The organism is Alkalispirochaeta americana (assembly GCF_900156105.1).
Lineage (GTDB): Bacteria > Spirochaetota > Spirochaetia > DSM-27196 > Alkalispirochaetaceae > Alkalispirochaeta > Alkalispirochaeta americana.
This window is the reverse complement of sequence record NZ_FTMS01000006.1, coordinates 107044-125154: the sequence shown is the minus strand read 5'-3', so window position 1 is coordinate 125154 and position 18111 is coordinate 107044. Positions and strand designations below refer to the sequence as shown.

Genomic DNA, 18111 nt, shown 5'->3' with positions numbered 1-18111 from the left:
AAAGTAACGAGAAAGACCCGAATTGGAAAGAAAATATGACAAAAGAAGGACTCTTTTTTCAAATCTCTCCCTGCGCCGGGGAAATTTCAGGGCACCGGGCAAAATGGACGCGGGAAAAACAGATGGTGCGGTTTTTGTGGGCGATTCTTTTTCTGGCAGCCCCCCTCCTCGTCGTACCTGCCCTCACCGTAGAGTGGGAAGGTGAGTTCGGTGAAGCCCTGGAGCGGATCGATGCCTATCACTACGTGGACGATAACGAGGTAGTGGCTGCTCTCCTGGAGGACCAGCTCTCCCGTGTCTGGGAGGGGCCTCAGCGGGGCGAGATCCTCTGGCGCAAGGCCCGCTCTCTTGTAGCCGTGGCTGATCTCTCGCTCTGGCAGGAGACCATGGAGAAAGATGAGGCCTCTGCGTTGTACGACGAGGCCCATAGCTACGCCGAGATGGCGGCGGAGTTTTTTCCCGACCATGCCCAGACTCATTTCTGGCTGGCCGCCACGGCCGGGCGTCGTGCCCAGCTGCGGGGCATCTTTAATTCCCTCTTCCAGGCCTCCACGGTGCGCGATTATCTGGTGGATGCCCTGGAACGGGATCCTGAACTGGCCGAGGGCTATTACGTGCTGGGTCAGGTCTACCGGGAGCTGCCGGGGTGGCCCATCTCCTTTGGCAGTAACGATGGGGCGGTTTCCCTGGGACGTCGTGCCATCGATCTCTACGAGGAGCAGCGGGCTGCGGGGCTGGTGCCGGTACGGTATTTCGATCATTACATCGACCTGGCCACCTCGCTATGGACAAGAAACAACAGCGTGCGAAAACGCGAACGCCGCCAGAACCGCATGGCCGAGGCGTATCGAACAGCCGAGACGGTGCTGGAACGGGGTCTGGCCTACGAAGGTATTGTTTCCCTGAAGGAGCAGAACGACCGCGAGGAAGCCCTGGAGATAATTCGCTGGGTTATCGGGGAACTCTCGGCTGTGGAGAGTCCCCGCGTTCGTCAGCGCATGGATCTTGCCGTTGCCCGGGAACGGTTGTCGTCCTGGGAATAGTCGTCCTGGGAATAGGGGATGGTCCCCCGCAGGAGCGCCTGTCGGCTACCAGGAAAACCCTGCCGGGGATACGCCTTCCCAGCAGGGTGAGGGGGTGAGGGGTCCCCTGGCCGGTGCTGGCTGATCTCCAGGGGCTGTGGTCCAGTAGCTGCTTCAACTCGTCGGGACGGAAGCCCCTCCGTATGGAGAGAGTTCCGTCGGCACGGGCAAAGCTCCGGTGCAGAAAGAGCGCTCCAAAGAGAGAAAACCCCGCCAGGGACCAGTAGGACCGCAGGAGATCGTTCAGGAGCAACCGCCTGCGACAAGCCTGGTAGGAGCGATCCAGAAACAGGGCAATGTCGGTCTCCGTCAGATGGTGGAGCAGATGGTTTGCCATGATGTAATCAAAGGGCTGGCTGATCTCCAGGGCTGACCCCTCCTGGATGGTGATCGCTGGCTCCCGGGCGGTCCTCCGCCGTGCGTAGTCTGCCACCCGGGGGTCGTGGTCGAGGCAGGTGATCTCCAGATGGAGGCCCTTCTTTCGGGCCTCTGCCAGAAGCCACAGGGGGATATCGCAGGCCCCGGCTCCCACATCAAGAACCGAGATCGGAGTTCCCTCTCTGTGCGGTCCACTGGCAATGATGTCGTCCAGAATGAATTGTCGCACCAGGCCTCTCATGCGGGAGAAGAGAAGGTTTATCAGGGAAAACTGGTTCAGGGTTCGGCCGAGGAGCGTCGGATCGCTCAAGGTATCGTCCATGAGCTCCTGTTCCTGGCTTCTTTGGGCCGGATACCACTTCAGGGCGTGTTTCACGGGGCAACCTTTTCCAGGCAGGCTGTCTCGATGGTAAGCCCGGGGCCAAAGGCTGCGGCAAAGACAGGCCCGGTGCGGGCGCGTTCTGCCATGCGGCGCAGGACAAAGAAAATTGTGGCGGAGCTCATGTTGCCGTAGTTTCGCAGAATCTCCCAGGAGTCTTCAAGATCCGTGTCATCCAGCCCCAGGGCTTCCCGGGCTTTATCGAGGATCGCTTTTCCCCCGGGATGGATCGCCCACAGGGCGATATCCCGGAGCGAGAGACCGCTTTCTGCCAGAGACTCCTCGAGAAGGCTGTTCAGGTTCTCCCGTATCAGCTTTGGAACGTAGGCCGAGAGAGTCATGTCGAAGGCCTTCTCCCCCAGGCGCCAGGACATGGCCCCGGTGCTGTCGGGGAGAATCCTCGAAGCAAAGGAATCCATCCGGAACAGCGGGGAAGCGTCCCCGGAAAGATCTCCCGAGACCAGGGCTGCTGCCGCACCGTCGGCAAATAGTGCATTTGCCACCAGGGTGTCGGGATCCGGTTTGAACTGAACATGAAGTGAGCAGAGCTCCACATCCACGATCAGCACCCGGGCTTTGGGATGGGCAGAACAGATGGTGTGGGCCATTCGGAGCGCAGGAAAGGCAGCGTAACACCCCATAAAGGCGATGTTATGGCGCAGGATATTCGGGGGGAGATTCAGGGCTTGCACGACCTGGTAATCAAAGCCGGGAGCAGAAAAACCGGTGCACGTCACGGTGATCAAGTGGGTAACCGAGGAAGGCTCAAGCCAGGACAGTTCCTGAAAGAGCTGTGACACCGCCTGGACCGTCAGCTTTTCCGCTTCCACGATGAAAAGATCGTTTCTCCGGGCCGGCGAGGGTTCGGGGAGCAACGATGGATCACGGGAAAAAAAGGAGTATTCCTCGCTCTTCTTGCCAAAATCGGCCAGGACAGAATGGCGATGTTCGATCCCCGTTCCCTGGTACAAACGGTCCAGGAAACGTTGTTCCTTTGGGGTGAAATGGGGAACTCTTCGCATGAACTCCCGGGCCTCGTTCTGTGAATAGGTGTGAGCAGGTACCGCTGTGGCGATACCCTGAAGCCAGACCGAAGCCCCCGGGGGGGAGGGGAAGGCCGGGAAGGGAGCGTTACCGCCCCGGGCTTTTTTTTCTTTCATGGCCCGATGAAAGTACCTTGGTCACCGGGGAAAGGCAAGAAAAAACGAAGCGCCCCGGGCCGGGGCGGAGGGCGCTGCTCCGACGACCCCGGGGAATGGTACGCATGGCAAAGTGCCGGGCCGTGAACCGCTGAAAGGGAGGAGAGAGCAGAAAGGCAACAAGAGCATTCCTAGCCAGGGAGGTGATATACCCCCGCAGTGTTCCCAGGCCCATGCCCAGGGCCGCCCGATTGGCCGCCGATCGGCCGGCGCGTCGTCGAACACGCTGATACCGGCCGGGCGTAGCGGGTTTCTCATCCTGCCGCTGGTCCTGGAAGAGGTGCTCCACCACAGCGGCCAGAAGCTCTGCATCGGCAAAGCCGGTGTTCATCCCCTGACCGCCAATGGGACTCATGGTGTGGGCGGCGTCACCGGCAAGAAAGATAGGGCCTTGCCAGAAACGGTCTGCCTCGGTGCGGGCCGGATGAAAAGGGCTCTCCCAGAGACGCTGCGTCCGATCAAGAACGAAACCCGTTCTTGCAAGAACCAGAGCCTCCAGATCGGGGCTGACTTGATCAAAATGAGCCTCCTCCGGGGGAAGCTGCACGATCCACCGGCGCTTTTCCCCGGGAAGCGGGAATGATTCAACCGCTCCCCCGGGTGTAAACCAGAGGTGGGCATCGGTGCCGAACTCTCCCGCATCGGGGAAATCTGCCATAAAAAAGGATTGCCTATAACGGTGAACCCGTCTGGAGATTCCTGCCTCTTCTGCTACGGTGCTGCGCAGACCGTCAGCTCCCAGGATGTACCGGCTTCGCCAGGAAGATCCGTCGCTGCAGGAAACGGTCATTCCCGGAGATGCCGGGGTAATTCTTTGAACCCGTCTTCCCGGCTGAAACTCAACCTGTGGATACCGTCGAAGCCCTTCCCTGAGCAGGGAGCAGGTAACCTGTTGGGGCAGGGACAGGATGAAAGGAAAGCGTGGGTGGACACCCGAGAAGGAAAGCGCTCCCAGGAACCGGCGGGTGCCGTGAACAACAGCATGGTGGATAGGGAGGCCTGATCCCAGAAAATCCTCAATGAGGCCGGCCTCCTCAAGTATCTCCAGGGAGGGCGGGGTAATCCCGATCGCACGGGATTCCTCCACCGGGCCGGGACGGAGTGCTGCTTCCAGGATCGTCACTCGTCGTCCTGCTGCTCCCAGAAGATTCCCCAGGAGCAGCCCCGTGGGTCCCGCGCCCGCGATGATCACCCCGGAAGAGGAGTTGTCCCGGTCATGATCAGGCAGTTTTTCAGGCAACCGAGGAGACGCTCCCCGATTCCCGGGGCTGGTCTTCCCCGGGGGCTTCCCTCGGAGCATCAATCTCGGTGAGGTATCCTGTCTTGAGGCAGGTTTCAAAGAGATCGTGGTCCATGAAGCTCTCGTCGACCGTATCGTATCCCTCGTGGTGCCGCACAATACGAACCTGCAGACCCTGCGGGGTTCGTCCGATGATTTCCAGGAACTCGCTCCGTTCCGGATTCGATTTGATCCGGAACCGGGTAATCATTGGTCCTCTCATACCCCTAGGTATCGGCCGGGAGGACCAGATATTTAGGGATTCGATTTTTTCGATCAGGATTCGCACTGGATTAACACAGCCGATATCGTTAAACTATGCACCAAATTTTTGACAGGGAGAGTACTATGGCACGGGTGTACAACTTTTACGCGGGACCCGCCACACTTCCGGTGGAGGCTCTGCAGGAGGCGCAGAAAAATCTGGTAGACTATGAAGGATCAGGATTATCCCTCATAGAGACCAGCCATCGCAGCAAAGAGTACGATGCGGTTCACACCGCCACGATCGATCTCATCAAGGAGTTGCTGGGAGTTCCTTCGGGCTATTCTGTCCTGCTTCTGGGGGGCGGCGCGTCCATGCAATTTGGTATGGTTCCCATGAACCTGATGCCCCAGGGCGGATCCTGTGACATGACTCTCACGGGCAGTTGGGCCAAAAAAGCCCTGGCCGATGCAAAAAAGCTCGGTACCGTACATCTGGTTTACGACGGCGGCGACTCTGCCTTCACCACCCTTCCGGATCCTGCCTCGGTGCAGTCCAGTGCCAATAGTTCGTATCTGCACATCACCTCCAACGAGACGATTGAGGGTGTTCAGTGGAAGCGATTCCCCCAGACGGAGGCTCCCCTGGTGGCCGATATGTCCAGCGATATTCTGAGCCGCCCCCTGTCGGTGGATCAATTTGGAATTATCTACGCAGGCGCCCAGAAAAACCTGGGACCCTCGGGGGTAACCATCGTGATTATCCGGGACGATCTCCTGGAGCGTGCCCCGGACTCGCTTCCGGCGTACCTGAACTACCGGACCCACGCAAAAAGTGGTTCTCTTTACAACACTCCCCCGGTCTTCTCCATCTATATGGTCAAACTGGTGCTGGAATGGCTTCAGCGGCAGGGCGGTCTGGGGGCCATGGCAGAGCGGAACCGCAAGAAGGCCGCGCTCCTCTATGATGCCATAGAGACCTCCGGTTCCTTTTACCGCTGTCCCGTTGACCCCCGATATCGTTCAGACATGAACGTCGTCTTCCGTCTTCCCTCGGAAGATCTGGAGAAGCGTTTTGTAACCGAAGCCGGTGCAACAGGGATGATCGGCCTCAAGGGGCATCGCAGTGTAGGGGGCATCCGGGCGTCCATTTATAACGCCATGCCCGAGGAAGGAGTCTCCAAACTGGTATCCTTCATGAGTTCCTTTGCCCAGGCCCACGCCTGACATTCCCCAGGGAGGTATCATGTCCTATGTAGAATCAGTACTTGCCGATGTGCAACAACGATATCCCGAGCAACGGGAGTTTCTTCAGGCTCTGGAGACGGTCCTGCACTCGATCACGCCGGTTTTCGGCGATCACCCGGAGTATCAGGAGGGGGGCGTTCTGGAGCGGCTGGTCGAGCCGGAGCGCATCATCATCTTCCGTGTCCCCTGGGTGGACGATGCGGGCAACGTCCAGGTGAACCGGGGGTTCCGGGTGCAGTTCTGCAGCGCCCTGGGCCCCTACAAGGGCGGGCTGCGCTTTCATCCCACGGTGAACCTGAGCATCATGAAGTTTCTCAGCTTTGAGCAGATCTTCAAGAACAGCCTCACGGGGTTGCAGCTGGGCGGGGGAAAGGGAGGAAGCGACTTTGATCCCAAGGGGAAAACCGACAACGAAGTAATGCGCTTCTGCCAGTCCTTCATGACGGAGCTTTCCCGCTATATCGGTCCCCAGACAGACATTCCTGCCGGTGATATCGGTGTGGGAGCCCGGGAGATCGGCTATCTCTTTGGCCAGTACCGGAAGATGCGTAACGAGTTCACGGGAACACTCACGGGGAAACGGCTGGACTGGGGTGGTTCGCTGGTCCGACCCGAGGCAACCGGCTACGGAGCAGTGTACTTTGCCGAGGAGATGCTCCAGGGTGCAGGAGAGTCCATCGAGGGCAAGGCGTGCGCCGTTTCGGGAAGCGGCAATGTGGCGCAGTTCACCCTTCAGAAACTCCTTGATCTGGGAGCAAAACCGGTTACCCTCTCCGATTCCGGCGGATTCATTTATGATCCCCAGGGGATCAGTCGGGAACGCCTGGAGTGGGTCATGGAACTCAAGAACGAAAAACGGGGTCGCATCAAGGAATACGCCGACGAGTTCGGGGTTGAGTATTATCCCGGGCAACGTCCCTGGAGTGTGCCCTGCGATGCAGCCTTCCCCTGTGCAACCCAGAACGAGCTTGACAAGGACGATGCCGGAAAGCTTATCTCGCAGGGGTGCAAAGTAGTTGCCGAAGGTGCCAACATGCCCACGTCAACCGAGGCGATCCGTGACCTGATCGCTGCGGGTGTGCTCTACGGCCCGGGTAAAGCTGCCAACGCCGGAGGAGTTGCCACGAGCGGCCTCGAGATGAGTCAGAACGCCATGCACCTGAGCTGGAGTTTCGACGAGGTCGACAAGCGCCTGCGGGAGATCATGCGGAATATCTATCGCGCCACGGCTGAAGCAGCCGATCGGTACAACGCACCGGGCAACTTTGAACTCGGTGCAAATATCGCCGGGTTCCGGAAGGTCGCCGATGCAATTCTGGACCAGGGCGTGATCTGAGTCTGCCTCGCCTGTGGAGGCCTGTCGCTTGTGCAAAGCCCCCCGGGATCTTTCCCGAGGGGCTTTTTTATTCCCCGTGGCTGGAGGCGCTATCGGGATCCAGAAGGTCGGCGATCTGGTCCACGGCCCAGAGAATCTGTTCCACCTCGGCAGGAGTATAGCTCTGCATGCCCTCTATAAACCGCCTTGGCACAGCCGAGGGAATTTCCTGAAGAAAGGCCGTTCCTTTTTCGGTCAGGCACAGGTGGATCTGGCGGCGGTCGCTGCTGCTCCGCACCCGGTGCAGCAAATCCTGCTTTTCCAGGCGGTCCACAATCCCTGTGACGGTGCTATTTGTGAGTGCCACGATTTTGGTGAGTTTGCTCAGGGTGATGGTGTCCTGCTCGGCAACTTCCTTGAGGCATATCACCTGGGGAACGGTGATATGGTGGTGTTCCTGGAGATACCGGGAGTGCTTGTCGAAGCCCCGGGCTATCTTTCTGAGCCGTTTGGTCAAATGCACCACCGTGGGTGTATCCAGGGACGGGTCGGTATTGGACTTGGATGGGTGATCGTTATCTTTCATAAGCTCTTACGCAGGTGAATATTTTGCACGCGAAATATTGGTCCTGTCAAGACCCCCCCGGGAGTGTTCGGGAGGGCCGCCAGGAGATGGTGAGTCACTTTATGCAGACGTTTACCACAAAGGGCCCGGTGGGCGTGCGGAAGGGAATGCAGATTGTGGGTTCCGACTTGGGCCAGGAGAGGCGGTGGTTTTCCCCCTGTACGATGATGGGCGGGGAAATATCGATCGATTGCCCGCTCATGGCCGAAACAGCGTTACCCGCAACGATATTGATCAGCTCCCCCACCATGCTGTTGATCATCTCGTCTTCATCGTCGGGATTGGTGGTGGTGATACCCGATTTCTGCAGAAGTTTCAGTGTCAGGGCCCGATGAAACCTGATGGCGATCAGCCCTCGGGCCTCGCCGGTAATTCCCAGGATTCCCGAGATCTCCCAGCGGTGCTTTGCACTGTGCTCCAGCACGTAGGGGTCCAGGGCATCAGGGGTGAGGCCGAACATCTGCTGGAACATATTGATCGTTGCGTTCAGAAAAGGATTTATGTGTTCAGCTCGCATCGATGACCCTCCAGCCTCGCAGAGAGGCAAAAACTGTTTAAAATCTACAGGACTACGATATCATGATCTCCCGGGAAGTGCAAAGAAAATCACGCTTTTCACGCTGTTCTGTTACGCTGTCTTCACTGTTGTAACCCACTGTGCCGGCGCGAGGGGTTCTCTCTGGCCACCGGAGCTTCCCCGGGATCAGGATCGCCGGGAAAACCGGGGTCGTCCGCTGGCAATGGCAACGCAGCCCGCCAGGGCCAGAATGAAGCAGTAATAGTTGTTCCCCACAATCGCCACGGGGGAGATCCCCGCCACAGAACCCGCCAGAAGCACCTGTGCCGCGTAGGGCATGATCCCCTGGAAGACGCAGGAAAACACATCGAGGATGCTGGCGCTACGGCGAGGGTCAACACCGTTTTTCCGGGCAATCTCCTGAGCCAGCCCCCCGGAGAGAATAATCGCCACGGTGTTGTTGGCGGTGCAGATATCGGCTGCCGAGACCAAGCCGGCAATGCTCAGCTCGCCCGTGCGCCGTCGGTTCTTTCCTCGTGACCGGGCGGTGATCCTGTCGATCCGTCCCAGAATCCAGGCGATACCTCCCTGGTCCCGGATGAGTTCGCCCAGACCGCCGATGAACATGGAGAGCACCATGATCTCCTGCATCTTCTGGAAGCCCTGAAAAATATCCCGGGAGAACTGCAGAACGGCGTAGCCGGGGACCACCGTGAGGCCCACCACCCCGGTGAAGAGAATTCCCGTGGCCAGCACGGCAAAGACGTTCACTCCGGCCAGAGCCATCCCCAGAATTACCAGATAGGGCAGGGCTGTAAGAATCCGGTAGTCTCCCGCTTCTGTTATGGTTCCGTCGGCTCCAAGGATCGCAAAAACCAGAACTGCTGCCAGGGCTGCGGGAAGGGCGATATAGAGATTTACCCGGAACTTGTCCTTGAGCTGACACTCCTGGGTGCGGGTTGCTGCGATAGTTGTATCGGAAATCATGGAGAGGTTGTCGCCGAACATGGCTCCTCCCACGACAGCGCCCATGAGTAACGGCAAAGCCACGGAAGTTTGCTCTCCCACGCCCACCGCGATAGGTGCGACAGCGGCGATGGTGCCCATGGAGGTTCCCATAGCGGTGGATACAAAGGCAGCGATCAGAAAGAGCCCGGGGAGCACGAAGGCGGGAGGAACCAGGGCCAGCCCCAGGTTTACCGTGGACGTGACCCCTCCAATGGAGGTCGCCACCGAGGCGAAGGCTCCTGCCAGCAGGTAGATCAGGCACATGGTGATGATGTTGCTGTCCCCTACGCCGCGGACAAACGTGGCCAGCTGTGTATCAAGGCTGGTCTTGCTTCGTCCCATGCCCAGGAGAAGACTCAGGACCAGGGCCGGCAAAACAGCCACGGCTGCCGAGAGCTGGTAGAAGGCCATGGAGGTTCCCCGCAGCGTCAGGGCCGCGCCGGTTCCAATAAAAAGTGCCAGAAAAAGAAGCAGCGGCAAGAGCGCCACACAAGAGGGGGTGTTGCCCGGGGACGTGCCCTGCGCTTCCGGAGTGGAGATCGGTGTATCGTGCAAAGAGAAATCCTCCATCGTTCCTGATAATTTGTGTGAACCACCGAGTCTATCCTAGAGGGTCCCGGCGGGGCTACACTGCAGGAGTCTTCTCTTGCCGGAGGGTTGCAGTCCTGTGGAATGAAATGCCGATGGTTTCCATCGCCCCGGGGCCATCCGTAGTGAATCCCGGCGATCCACCTGGAGTGGAGTGGGGAAACTTGTCCTTCCAGGGATTGCCGGGTAAGCTGTCACAATGCCAGGACGAAACGCGCCGTGTCCCTGCGGGAGCGGAAAGAAGTACAAGCATTGTTGCCTTCGCACCGACGAGGCCCGGAGCCGGACAACAGAGCAGGCCGGGCTCCTGTCGCCCCACGAACTCCAGGGCTCCCTGGAGGATTATCGCCGGTTCTGCGAGACCCTTCCCCCGGATGCCGAGGTCCCCTCCTTCATGGAGTACCGGGGGCGTGCAAATCCTGCCTCGGATGTCCTGGGACAGCTGAAGCAGGCAGCGGCGGGCCAGGACTTTGGGAGTATCCAGGAGCTTCAGACCTTTTGCGCGCAGCACATGGAGCGAGCTAACGACCAACCGTGCCCCGATTTTGAAGGCCTTTCCCCGGCACAGATGCAGAAGATTCTTGACGCCCATGAGAATACCGGGAGAAAGGAGAAGACTCCGCTCCTGTACTATAACAGCGCCCTGACCCCGGACCGGGCGGAGAGCTCACCCCTGGTTCAGGTGATTCGGTGGTTGCTCCGCTATCACGCCGAACACGGAGGGAAAATCCGGTTGACAGACCGCCAGAACTATCCCCGTGATCTTTGTCGCGTCTATCTCTCCCGGTTTCCCCAGTCTCGCCTTGCAGGGAGCTCGGCACCCAAGGAGGCGTCGCTTCCAAAACTGGTCATGGCTCACGATGTCGTGGTTTCCTTGGGATGGACCCGGGAGGAGCCCCGCCGCAGCGAGCTCACGACCGAGGGCGTTCAGATGCTGGCCGACGATGCGGGCCCCACGGTCTTCATCAAAACGCTGGAGTTTTTTATCTTTCACAGTTCCTGGGTTGCAAATCTCGACGTCTCCCGGGAGGACAAGGAGCATCTGGCTATCATCCAGAGGTCGGCGGTCTTCTCGCTCTATCTTCTCTCCCGCTATCCCGAGGGAAGGCTTGACGATCTTACCGACCGGTTCGTTCGGGCCTTTCCTGCCTTCCTCGGGCCAGCCCAAGGTGATGCGTCGGAGATACGCTGGCTACGCCATGTCTACCGGGATCTGCTACTGCAACGGTTCTGTGTTCCCCTGGGGCTGGTGAAGATCACCGCCGATGGCAACTACGGGACAACGCCCCTCTTTCAGCACGGTCTGGTCTTTTCTACGGAAGGGCTCCGATAGTCGAGCCTGTTCAGATTCCTGATTCAGGGCCATTCCGTTTGAGGGCGATTCCGTTGATGCCGTACTGGAGCCCCCCCGGACCGGGACCATCGGGAAAGACCTGGCCCAGATGGGCATCGCAGGTATTGCACCGTATCCCGATCCGGCTCACGCCGAGGAAGTCATCCCTGCTGTAGGCCACAGCTCTGGCATCGAGGGGTTCCGTAAAGGAGGGCCAGCCCGACCGGGAGCGGCATCCCCGGATCGTGGTGATCTCGACCCATCTGGTCTGGACGGTGAGCTATTTCGTGGGGCTGGGAGTAACCCGCCGGGTTCCACCGGCCTGGCACCGGCGCCATCGCGCAGCCCGGCCTGCTCCGATCCGTTCCAGGTGGCCCTCCTTTTTCAGGTTCCGCATGGTTGTCCGCAGGCGCTGGTCCGGGAGGTCGGGAACCAGCGACCGGAGATCCGCAATCGAGAAGGGCTCCTCCAGGGCAGGCCCCTCCAGGATGAGCTGCCGCAGGTCCTGTATGGAGTCTCCGGGTGAACGAAGGCGGTCAGCGTCGTAGATCGCCGGGGGCTCCCCTGCCTGGGCGACCCGGTCTGGCTGACCCTGATCCTGGTCGGGATGGGTCTCTTCCCGCCGGTGCCAGAGTTCCCTGGCCCTGGCAGAAAACCAGGCGTTGGTCCACTGCTCTCCTGCCTTCCTGCTCCCGGCGTAGACGAACTGGATGTCCCGATGGATCACATGGAGCTCGGCCAGAACACGCACGGCGTGGGTGATGGGCCAGCGGCCCTCCATCTTGCGGGGATTCAGAAAATCGCGGTATTCCGCCTCGATCACCACCGCCGCGTGATCCCACCGGCCAAGATCATCGAGCTTGGCGTGGAGACCCTGGAGAGAGGAAAAATCGGAGAGCAGGTTTTCAAAGGTCTTGCGCTCCACCACGGCATGGAGCTGATGATCAATCTCCAGGGCGTAGTCGCCGGCGGGGAGCTTGCGCCGTTCCGTGGCGGGGCCGGGAAATTTCCAGGGATAGCGTTCGGCGCTGTCGACAATTACCCGGTAGGGGCTGTGGCCCGGGGGCAGGCGGACCCGTGAGGATGAACGATGCTGGTTCATTCCCTGCTGGGTGCGGAAGAAGATCTGCTCGTAGGTGCCGGGGCGGTTCTTGTAGCGCTTTTGCAGAAAGAGAAAGTTGCAGCGCTTTCGTGTGGGCCTGTCCAGAATCACCGTAAGTTGCTTGCCGAACCGCTCAAGGCGGACCACGGGAACCCGCTCGACCTCGGTAAATTGCCAGGGTTCCCCGTCGGGCTCGCCCTCGCGGATGCAGAAGATTTGCTTGCCACTACCGGGCCACTTGTCCTGCGTCCAGAGGGCGATAACCTGTTCTGTGCCGCGCCGAATCTCCACCCGGTAGGGGAACCGGTCGTTGCTGGTGGTGTACAGTATCCACAGGGCCTGATTTTCCATGGTCCCTCTCTCCGGGGCTCACCATAGCGGGAACTCTGGCAGGGGTCAATTACTTCCGGGAACAGGGATTCTATAGCGGGACAGGAAACCTGCCGGGCAAACTTCGGTGTATACTCTGTTTCATGGCACGACGAGGAAACGAGTTCGGTAATGTCCGGCGAGGCCGGTGGCGAAATGTGGTGAGCGCCGGGATCATGCCGGTGGTCTTGAACGGTCTGCTGTGGCCTCTGGCACTGACGCAGGCGCCCCCTGCCCTGATCCCGGCGGATCCGCAGCAGGCATTGTGGTACGTGGTGCCCCTGGTGGGGATCCCCCTTCTTCTCCAGTGGGTCTCGATGCTGGCGAGGACGGCGCGGTGGGGGTCTCTGCATTTTGAACTGACCGGGGAAGAGCCCTCTCTCGGGGGGCTGCTCCGGGGTCAGGTAGTATTGGGAGCACAGAAACTCCCCGGGGTTCGTCGTGGTGCCGATGGAGCAGGGCACGCGTCGGCCCGCGCGCTGGAGTGCAGGGTAACCCTCCAGTGTATTGCCCAGCGGGATTTGATGCTGCGGTCCCGCCGGCGTCGGGAGCGGGTGGTGACCGAGGTCAGCACCACCGTGGCGATGGAAGAGGCCATAACCGCCTCGGGAAGAGCCCTTCGGATCCCTGTGGACATAGCGATACCCTCCGATGCTCCTGCCACCACGGCGATGACCAGCGAACGAGTCGAGTGGATATGGTGGGAGCTGGTGGTAGAGAGCACAACCCTGAGGCCCTCGATCCAGGGGGTAATCCGTCTGCCCGTGGTGAGTGTGAGCAGCTCCGGCACAGCAGAAACCGGGGAAGGCCCGGGGACTTCAGCAGAAGGAATGGCCGGGAGCACTGTGCCGGACGCCATCGATGGTGCCGAGGCGACGCATCTGGTTTCCGGGGAACCCCGGGAGCTTCTGGCGGTGCTTGAAAAAGAACGCACCGCCGGGGATCCCCGATCTGTGGCGGGACGCCTCTTTCGTCCCAAAAGGGGACTCTTCCGGATGGGCTATGCCCCCTCGGGAGAATTGGTGGCAGTTTCCCTGCGGGGCGACAAGGCTGTGGGATACCTCTGGTCCGGTCTGGTGGTGATGGTCGGCGCGGCCCTGGCGGCGGCGGGAATGATCCCCCTTGCCCTGGGCCTTCTGATAGTTATTGTCTTTCTCCGGGCCCTGCTGGGCCCCGTCCTGGTGCGGGTCGTGGTGGCCCCCGAGAACCTGCGGGACGACAGGGTGCTTCGGCGAAAGATCCAGAGCCGTTGCCGGGAGTGGTCGGCGATCAGCTCCTGCAAGATCGTACCGGGAATGCAGCGGGCCTCCCTCCAGGGGCCCATCGTGAGGTGGGACCTCCTGGTTCAGGAGGGACAGAACCAGAGCCTCCTGGCGCTCCGCACCGAGACCGAAGAGGTCGCGCAGGCCCTGGCAGAGGCGATTCAGCAGCGTGCCCGGGGCCGGAATGAGGGAACCAGGTAAGAGTGCCAGGGGTCAGGCGAAGAGATCGAAGACCCCGGCAGCCTTCACAAAGAGCATGGGTGGCATGCCCTCGTACTGCTACTCCCGGCGCCAGGAACCGCAGGGAGCGGGGGCGTACCCGATTGCGTACCAGGGCCTGGGTAAAACCAGCGGCGTAGAAACCGATACTCGCCCCTGGGCGATAAAGACCTGTATCCCGATGGAGCTACCAAAGGTCCTGCCCCGGTCTTGTGTTTCGCTACAGGGTTATCTATTCTTCTGGCAACGGGAGGGATAGCAATCAAGGCAAGCTGGAAGGTTCTCAGTATTCTCGCGCTGCTTCTCCTGCCCCTGGTGGTCTTGCCCTCGGTGGTCCGGGCGCGGCCCCACACGCTCGGGGTTCTGGCTTTCCGGTCCGTCGCCGTGACGGAGGCGCAGTGGCAGCCCCTGGTGGACTATCTCAACGCCACCGTGGAGGGGCTCAATCTGGAAATCCGGGCCTTCAACTACCCCGATCTGGAGCGGGCTATCCAGCAAGGTGAACTGGATTATGTTCTGACAAATCCGGGGCACTACATCATACTGCGACATCGGGAGCGCTTTTCCGCGCCCCTGGCCAGCCTGATCCAGGAGGTCGAGGGCGTGCCGATTCGGGGATTCGGGGGCGTCATGGTGGTGCCGGCCGGGAGGGATGATATCCGGACCGCAGGGGATCTGCGGGGAAGAACTGTGGCGGCCGTGAGCCCCAACTCGCTTGGGGGGTATCTGGCGCAGGCCTTTGAGTTGCGTAACCACGGAGTGGCAGCCAAAAACCACCTGGATCTGGTCTTCACCGGCATGCCCCACGCTGCAACTATCGAGACGGCCCTGAGAGGCGAGGCCGATGCGGCCTTTGTGCGGAGCGGGGTTCTGGAATCGCTGGTGCGGGAGGGCCTCCTGCAAGAGGACGAGGTCCGTCTTCTCAACCCGGTGTCACACCCCGGGTTCCCCCAGGTACTGTCCACCCCGCTCTATCCCGAGTGGCCCTTTGTGGTTCTCTCCGACTCCGATGAGGAAATGGCCCTGCAGGTGGCGGCGGCGGTGCTCGCCCTGCCCCACGCCGGTGAAGTCAGCCGGCAACTGGGGATTCACGGTTTCACCATCCCCGCCGATTACCGGCCGGTGGAGGAGCTGCTCCGGACACTGCGGCAGCCCCCCTTTGATCAGGTGCCCGAGTTCACCCTGGTGGACGCCTGGCAGCGCTGGAGAAGAGAGCTGATTGTACTGGCGATCCTCCTGGTGTTTCTCGTGGTAGCCGGTTCGGTGGTGCTGGTTATTCGCAGGGTCAAGGCCCGGCAGGCCGAGTTTCAGGCCAGCCTGCTGGCCGGTCTGGGCGAGGGCGTCTTCGGTGTGGATCATCGCGGCCGGTGCACCTTCATCAACCAGACCGCCCTGGGCATGCTCGGCTACGAGAAAGATGAGGTCCTTGGAGAGGATCAGCACAGCCTCTTCCACCATAGCTGTCCCGACGGTTCACCCTACCCCTGGGAGGACTGCCCGGTTTGCCGGACCAGTACTGACGGCCTGGAGAGAAGGGGCGAGGAGTGGCTCTGGCACAAGAGTGGTGAAGGTTTCCCTGTGGATCTGCTTGTCACGCCCCTGTACCGAAACCGGTTCTCCCGGAGCATCGCGCACCGGAGCAGGGCCCGCCACAGTGCCGTGCCCCGGAAAAGGAAGCAGATCGGCTGTATCGTGAGCTTTCTGGATATCCGGTCCCGCAAGGTTGCTGAGGAACAGCTGAAAAACAGTCTGGCCTTCCAGCTCTGTGTTGCCAGTATCTCCTCGCGGTTTGTTACAACCACGGAGGAGCGTTTTGACGACGATATCCGCCACATGCTTGAGACCATTGGCGGTGCTTTTCACGCCGATCGGAGTTATCTGGTTACGTTTTCCCTTGCTGACGCTGACGCTGACGATGGCGCTGACGATGGCGCTGACGATGGCGCTGACGATGGCGGTGGCGATGGCACTGACGCTGACGATGGCACGGGCAATATCCACCAGTGGTCTTCCGGGGAGGTCGCGCCCCGGAGTGAAGACGGACAGGCCCTGTCGGCGGCATCGCTTGCGTGGCTCAAGGGGCAAATCCTCTCGGGAAAAGCTGTGCATATCCCCGATGTGGAGGCCCTTCCCGATGAACCGGAGGCCGGGAAGAGAGAACTGACAGCCCGGAACGTTCGATCCCTTATGGCCGCGCCAATTGTGAGGGGAGAGAACATCTGGGGGTTCGTGGGGTGCGATGGGGTTACGCGGAAAAACCTCTGGGGCGAACGCGAGATTTCCAGCCTTGCTGTGCTGGCGAATATGGTCGGCGAGATTCTTCTCAAGCTGCAGTCTCGCCGGGAACTGCTTCAGGCAAACCGGGATCTGGAAGAAGCAACCGCCCGGGCCAGGGAGATGGCAACCCAGGCCCGTCAGGCTTCTGCTGCCAAGAGCGAATTTCTGGCAAACATGAGCCACGAGATACGAACGCCGCTGAATGGCGTTATCGGCTTCACCGATCTGCTTCGGGATACGCCGCTCTCGCCGGTGCAGGCGGACTACGTCAACAACGCCAACGTGGCTGGACACAGCTTGCTCGGTATTATCAACGACATCCTCGATTTCTCGAAGATCGAGGCGGGGATGCTGCATCTCGAGATGGTTCAGACCGACATGATCTCGCTTCTTGAACAGAGTGTCGACCTTGTGAAATACGGTGCAGCAGAGAAAGGGTTGGAGCTTCTCCTCCATATCGATCCCGGGATGCCGCGTTTTGCCGTGACCGATCCCGTTCGCCTGAAGCAGATTCTGACAAACCTCCTGGGAAACGCCGTTAAATTCACGAGGCAGGGCGAGGTGGAGCTCAGAGCGGAGTATACCGCTCTGGGGGCGGAGGCAAAGGGAATCCTCTCCTTCTCCGTTCGCGATACCGGCATCGGGATTGCAGAGGAGCAGCAGGCAAAACTTTTTAAGGCCTTCTCGCAGGCTGACAGCTCCACCACCCGCGAGTTTGGCGGCACCGGCCTGGGCCTGATCATCTCTGATCTGATCGCCCAAAAGATGGACAGCAGGATCCGGATCGATAGCAGGGAAGGTGGGGGAAGCACCTTCTCCTTTGATATTATCACCGACACCGAGGATGGAAAGGAACCGGACAGAAGATCCATTGCCCGGGTCAAGCGCTGTCTCATCATCGACGACAACGCCCATAATCGCCTCATCCTCGGGGAAATCCTCGCAACCTGGGGGATCGTCAGCGAATCCTGTGATAATGGATTGTCATCCCTGAAGGTTCTCGAGACTTCAGAACCCTTCGATGTAATTATCTGCGACTACCACATGCCCCGTGTCGACGGGCTGGAGACCCTCCGCATGATTCGGGAGCGCCTCAACCTTGGCCCCGACAAGCAACCGGTGATCCTGCTGCACTCCTCCACGGAAGATGCTGCCTTCCATCGGGAATGCGAGGATTTGGGGGTGCGCTTTCGCCTGAGCAAACCGGTGAAGAGGGGGGATCTCTTTGAGTATCTGAGCCACCTCCGGGACCCGGAGCCCCAAAGCCTCTCCCGACCAGAGGATGACTCCGGGGAGGTGGAGACTGCCAGCGGGCACTACCAGGGCAGGACCATTCTGATCGCAGAAGATGTGGAGATGAATCTCCTGATGATCAGGACGATCCTGGAGAAGCTCTGCCCGGGGGCAACGCTCCTGGAGGCGACCAACGGGGTAGAGGCGGTTACACAATACCGGCAGTCTTCGCCGGACCTGGTTCTGATGGACGTGCAGATGCCGATCCAGGATGGACTGGAGGCCACCCGGAAGATCCGCGCCCTCCAGGACGCAACGGGCCGACAGGTCCCCGTTGTTGCCCTCACTGCGGGGGCCTCCAAAGAGGAGCGGGACAACTGCCTTGCTGCCGGCATGGAGGACTTTCTGACCAAGCCGATAGAATCGGAAAAACTCAAGGCAACCCTGGCCCGATATCTGCCGCCTTCTGAGGCACCGCCGGACTCATAGTCGGG

15 protein-coding genes are annotated in these 18111 nt (G+C 60.3%); 6 read left to right on the top strand and 9 right to left on the bottom strand.

What is annotated here, in order from left to right; all coding sequences use genetic code 11:
* Positions 1-35 precede the first annotated feature (35 nt).
* Positions 36-1043 carry a tetratricopeptide repeat protein gene (locus BW950_RS06075; RefSeq protein ID WP_143559142.1) on the top strand — a complete coding sequence of 336 codons (1008 nt, stop codon included), beginning with the start codon at positions 36-38 and terminating at the stop codon, positions 1041-1043.
* Here BW950_RS06075 and BW950_RS06070 read toward each other — a convergent pair.
* Genes BW950_RS06070 through BW950_RS06055 form a run of 4 tightly spaced genes read right to left on the bottom strand, consistent with a single transcriptional unit; the run spans position 952 to position 4540 of the window.
* Positions 952-1836 carry a methyltransferase domain-containing protein gene (locus tag BW950_RS06070; RefSeq protein WP_076488394.1) on the bottom strand — a complete coding sequence of 295 codons (885 nt, stop codon included), beginning with the start codon at positions 1834-1836 and terminating at the stop codon, positions 952-954. The genes BW950_RS06075 and BW950_RS06070 overlap by 92 nt on opposite strands.
* Positions 1833-2999, bottom strand: a complete 1167-nt coding sequence (locus tag BW950_RS06065) for a type III polyketide synthase (protein WP_083943781.1) — start codon at positions 2997-2999, stop codon at positions 1833-1835. Before BW950_RS06065 ends, BW950_RS06070 begins: the two co-directional genes overlap by 4 nt.
* On the bottom strand, positions 2971-4278 hold the full coding sequence (locus BW950_RS06060; RefSeq protein WP_076488393.1) for an FAD-dependent oxidoreductase: 1308 nt from the start codon (positions 4276-4278) through the stop codon (positions 2971-2973). The genes BW950_RS06065 and BW950_RS06060 overlap by 29 nt, the downstream gene beginning before the upstream one ends.
* Positions 4271-4540: a hypothetical protein gene (locus BW950_RS06055; protein WP_499697516.1), complete on the bottom strand. Its 270-nt coding sequence runs from the start codon at positions 4538-4540 to the stop codon at positions 4271-4273. Before BW950_RS06055 ends, BW950_RS06060 begins: the two co-directional genes overlap by 8 nt.
* A 125-nt stretch (positions 4541-4665) precedes the next feature.
* Between BW950_RS06055 and serC the strand changes: the two genes are divergently transcribed.
* Both serC and gdhA read left to right on the top strand, forming a co-directional pair.
* Positions 4666-5748 (top strand): 3-phosphoserine/phosphohydroxythreonine transaminase, encoded by a 1083-nt coding sequence (serC, locus tag BW950_RS06050; protein ID WP_076488391.1) that lies wholly within the window; start codon positions 4666-4668, stop codon positions 5746-5748.
* Between the two features lie 19 nt (positions 5749-5767).
* Complete coding sequence (gene gdhA, locus BW950_RS06045) at positions 5768-7105, top strand: NADP-specific glutamate dehydrogenase (RefSeq protein ID WP_076488390.1); 1338 nt, start codon at positions 5768-5770, stop codon at positions 7103-7105.
* Between the two features lie 67 nt (positions 7106-7172).
* Here gdhA and BW950_RS06040 read toward each other — a convergent pair whose 3' ends face one another.
* From BW950_RS06040 to BW950_RS06030, 3 genes are all read right to left on the bottom strand, one after another.
* Positions 7173-7670, bottom strand: coding sequence for a MarR family winged helix-turn-helix transcriptional regulator (locus tag BW950_RS06040; RefSeq protein WP_076488389.1), 498 nt, complete (start codon positions 7668-7670; stop codon positions 7173-7175).
* Between the two features lie 94 nt (positions 7671-7764).
* Positions 7765-8226, bottom strand: coding sequence for a chemotaxis protein CheX (locus tag BW950_RS06035; RefSeq protein WP_076488388.1), 462 nt, complete (start codon positions 8224-8226; stop codon positions 7765-7767).
* 186 nt (positions 8227-8412) lie between these two features.
* Entirely contained in the window at positions 8413-9789 is a 1377-nt protein-coding gene (locus tag BW950_RS06030; RefSeq protein WP_234969034.1) for a Na+/H+ antiporter NhaC family protein, read from the bottom strand.
* Between the two features lie 232 nt (positions 9790-10021).
* On the opposite strand from BW950_RS06030, the gene BW950_RS15250 reads away from it, so the two are divergent.
* Positions 10022-11155, top strand: a complete 1134-nt coding sequence (locus BW950_RS15250; RefSeq protein ID WP_094336467.1) for a YecA family protein — start codon at positions 10022-10024, stop codon at positions 11153-11155.
* Positions 11156-11165: 10 nt separating this feature from the next.
* Here BW950_RS15250 and BW950_RS06020 read toward each other — a convergent pair whose 3' ends face one another.
* Positions 11166-11399: a peptide-methionine (R)-S-oxide reductase gene (locus BW950_RS06020; protein ID WP_268759995.1), complete on the bottom strand. Its 234-nt coding sequence runs from the start codon at positions 11397-11399 to the stop codon at positions 11166-11168.
* Positions 11400-11435: 36 nt separating this feature from the next.
* Positions 11436-12608, bottom strand: coding sequence for an ERCC4 domain-containing protein (locus tag BW950_RS06015; protein ID WP_076488387.1), 1173 nt, complete (start codon positions 12606-12608; stop codon positions 11436-11438).
* A gap of 122 nt (positions 12609-12730) precedes the next feature.
* Between BW950_RS06015 and BW950_RS06010 the strand changes: the two genes are divergently transcribed.
* Positions 12731-14089, top strand: a complete 1359-nt coding sequence (locus tag BW950_RS06010) for a hypothetical protein (protein WP_143559141.1) — start codon at positions 12731-12733, stop codon at positions 14087-14089.
* 228 nt (positions 14090-14317) lie between these two features.
* On the top strand, positions 14318-18106 hold the full coding sequence (locus BW950_RS14755) for a PhnD/SsuA/transferrin family substrate-binding protein (protein ID WP_083943779.1): 3789 nt from the start codon (positions 14318-14320) through the stop codon (positions 18104-18106).
* Positions 18107-18111: the final 5 nt, after the last annotated feature.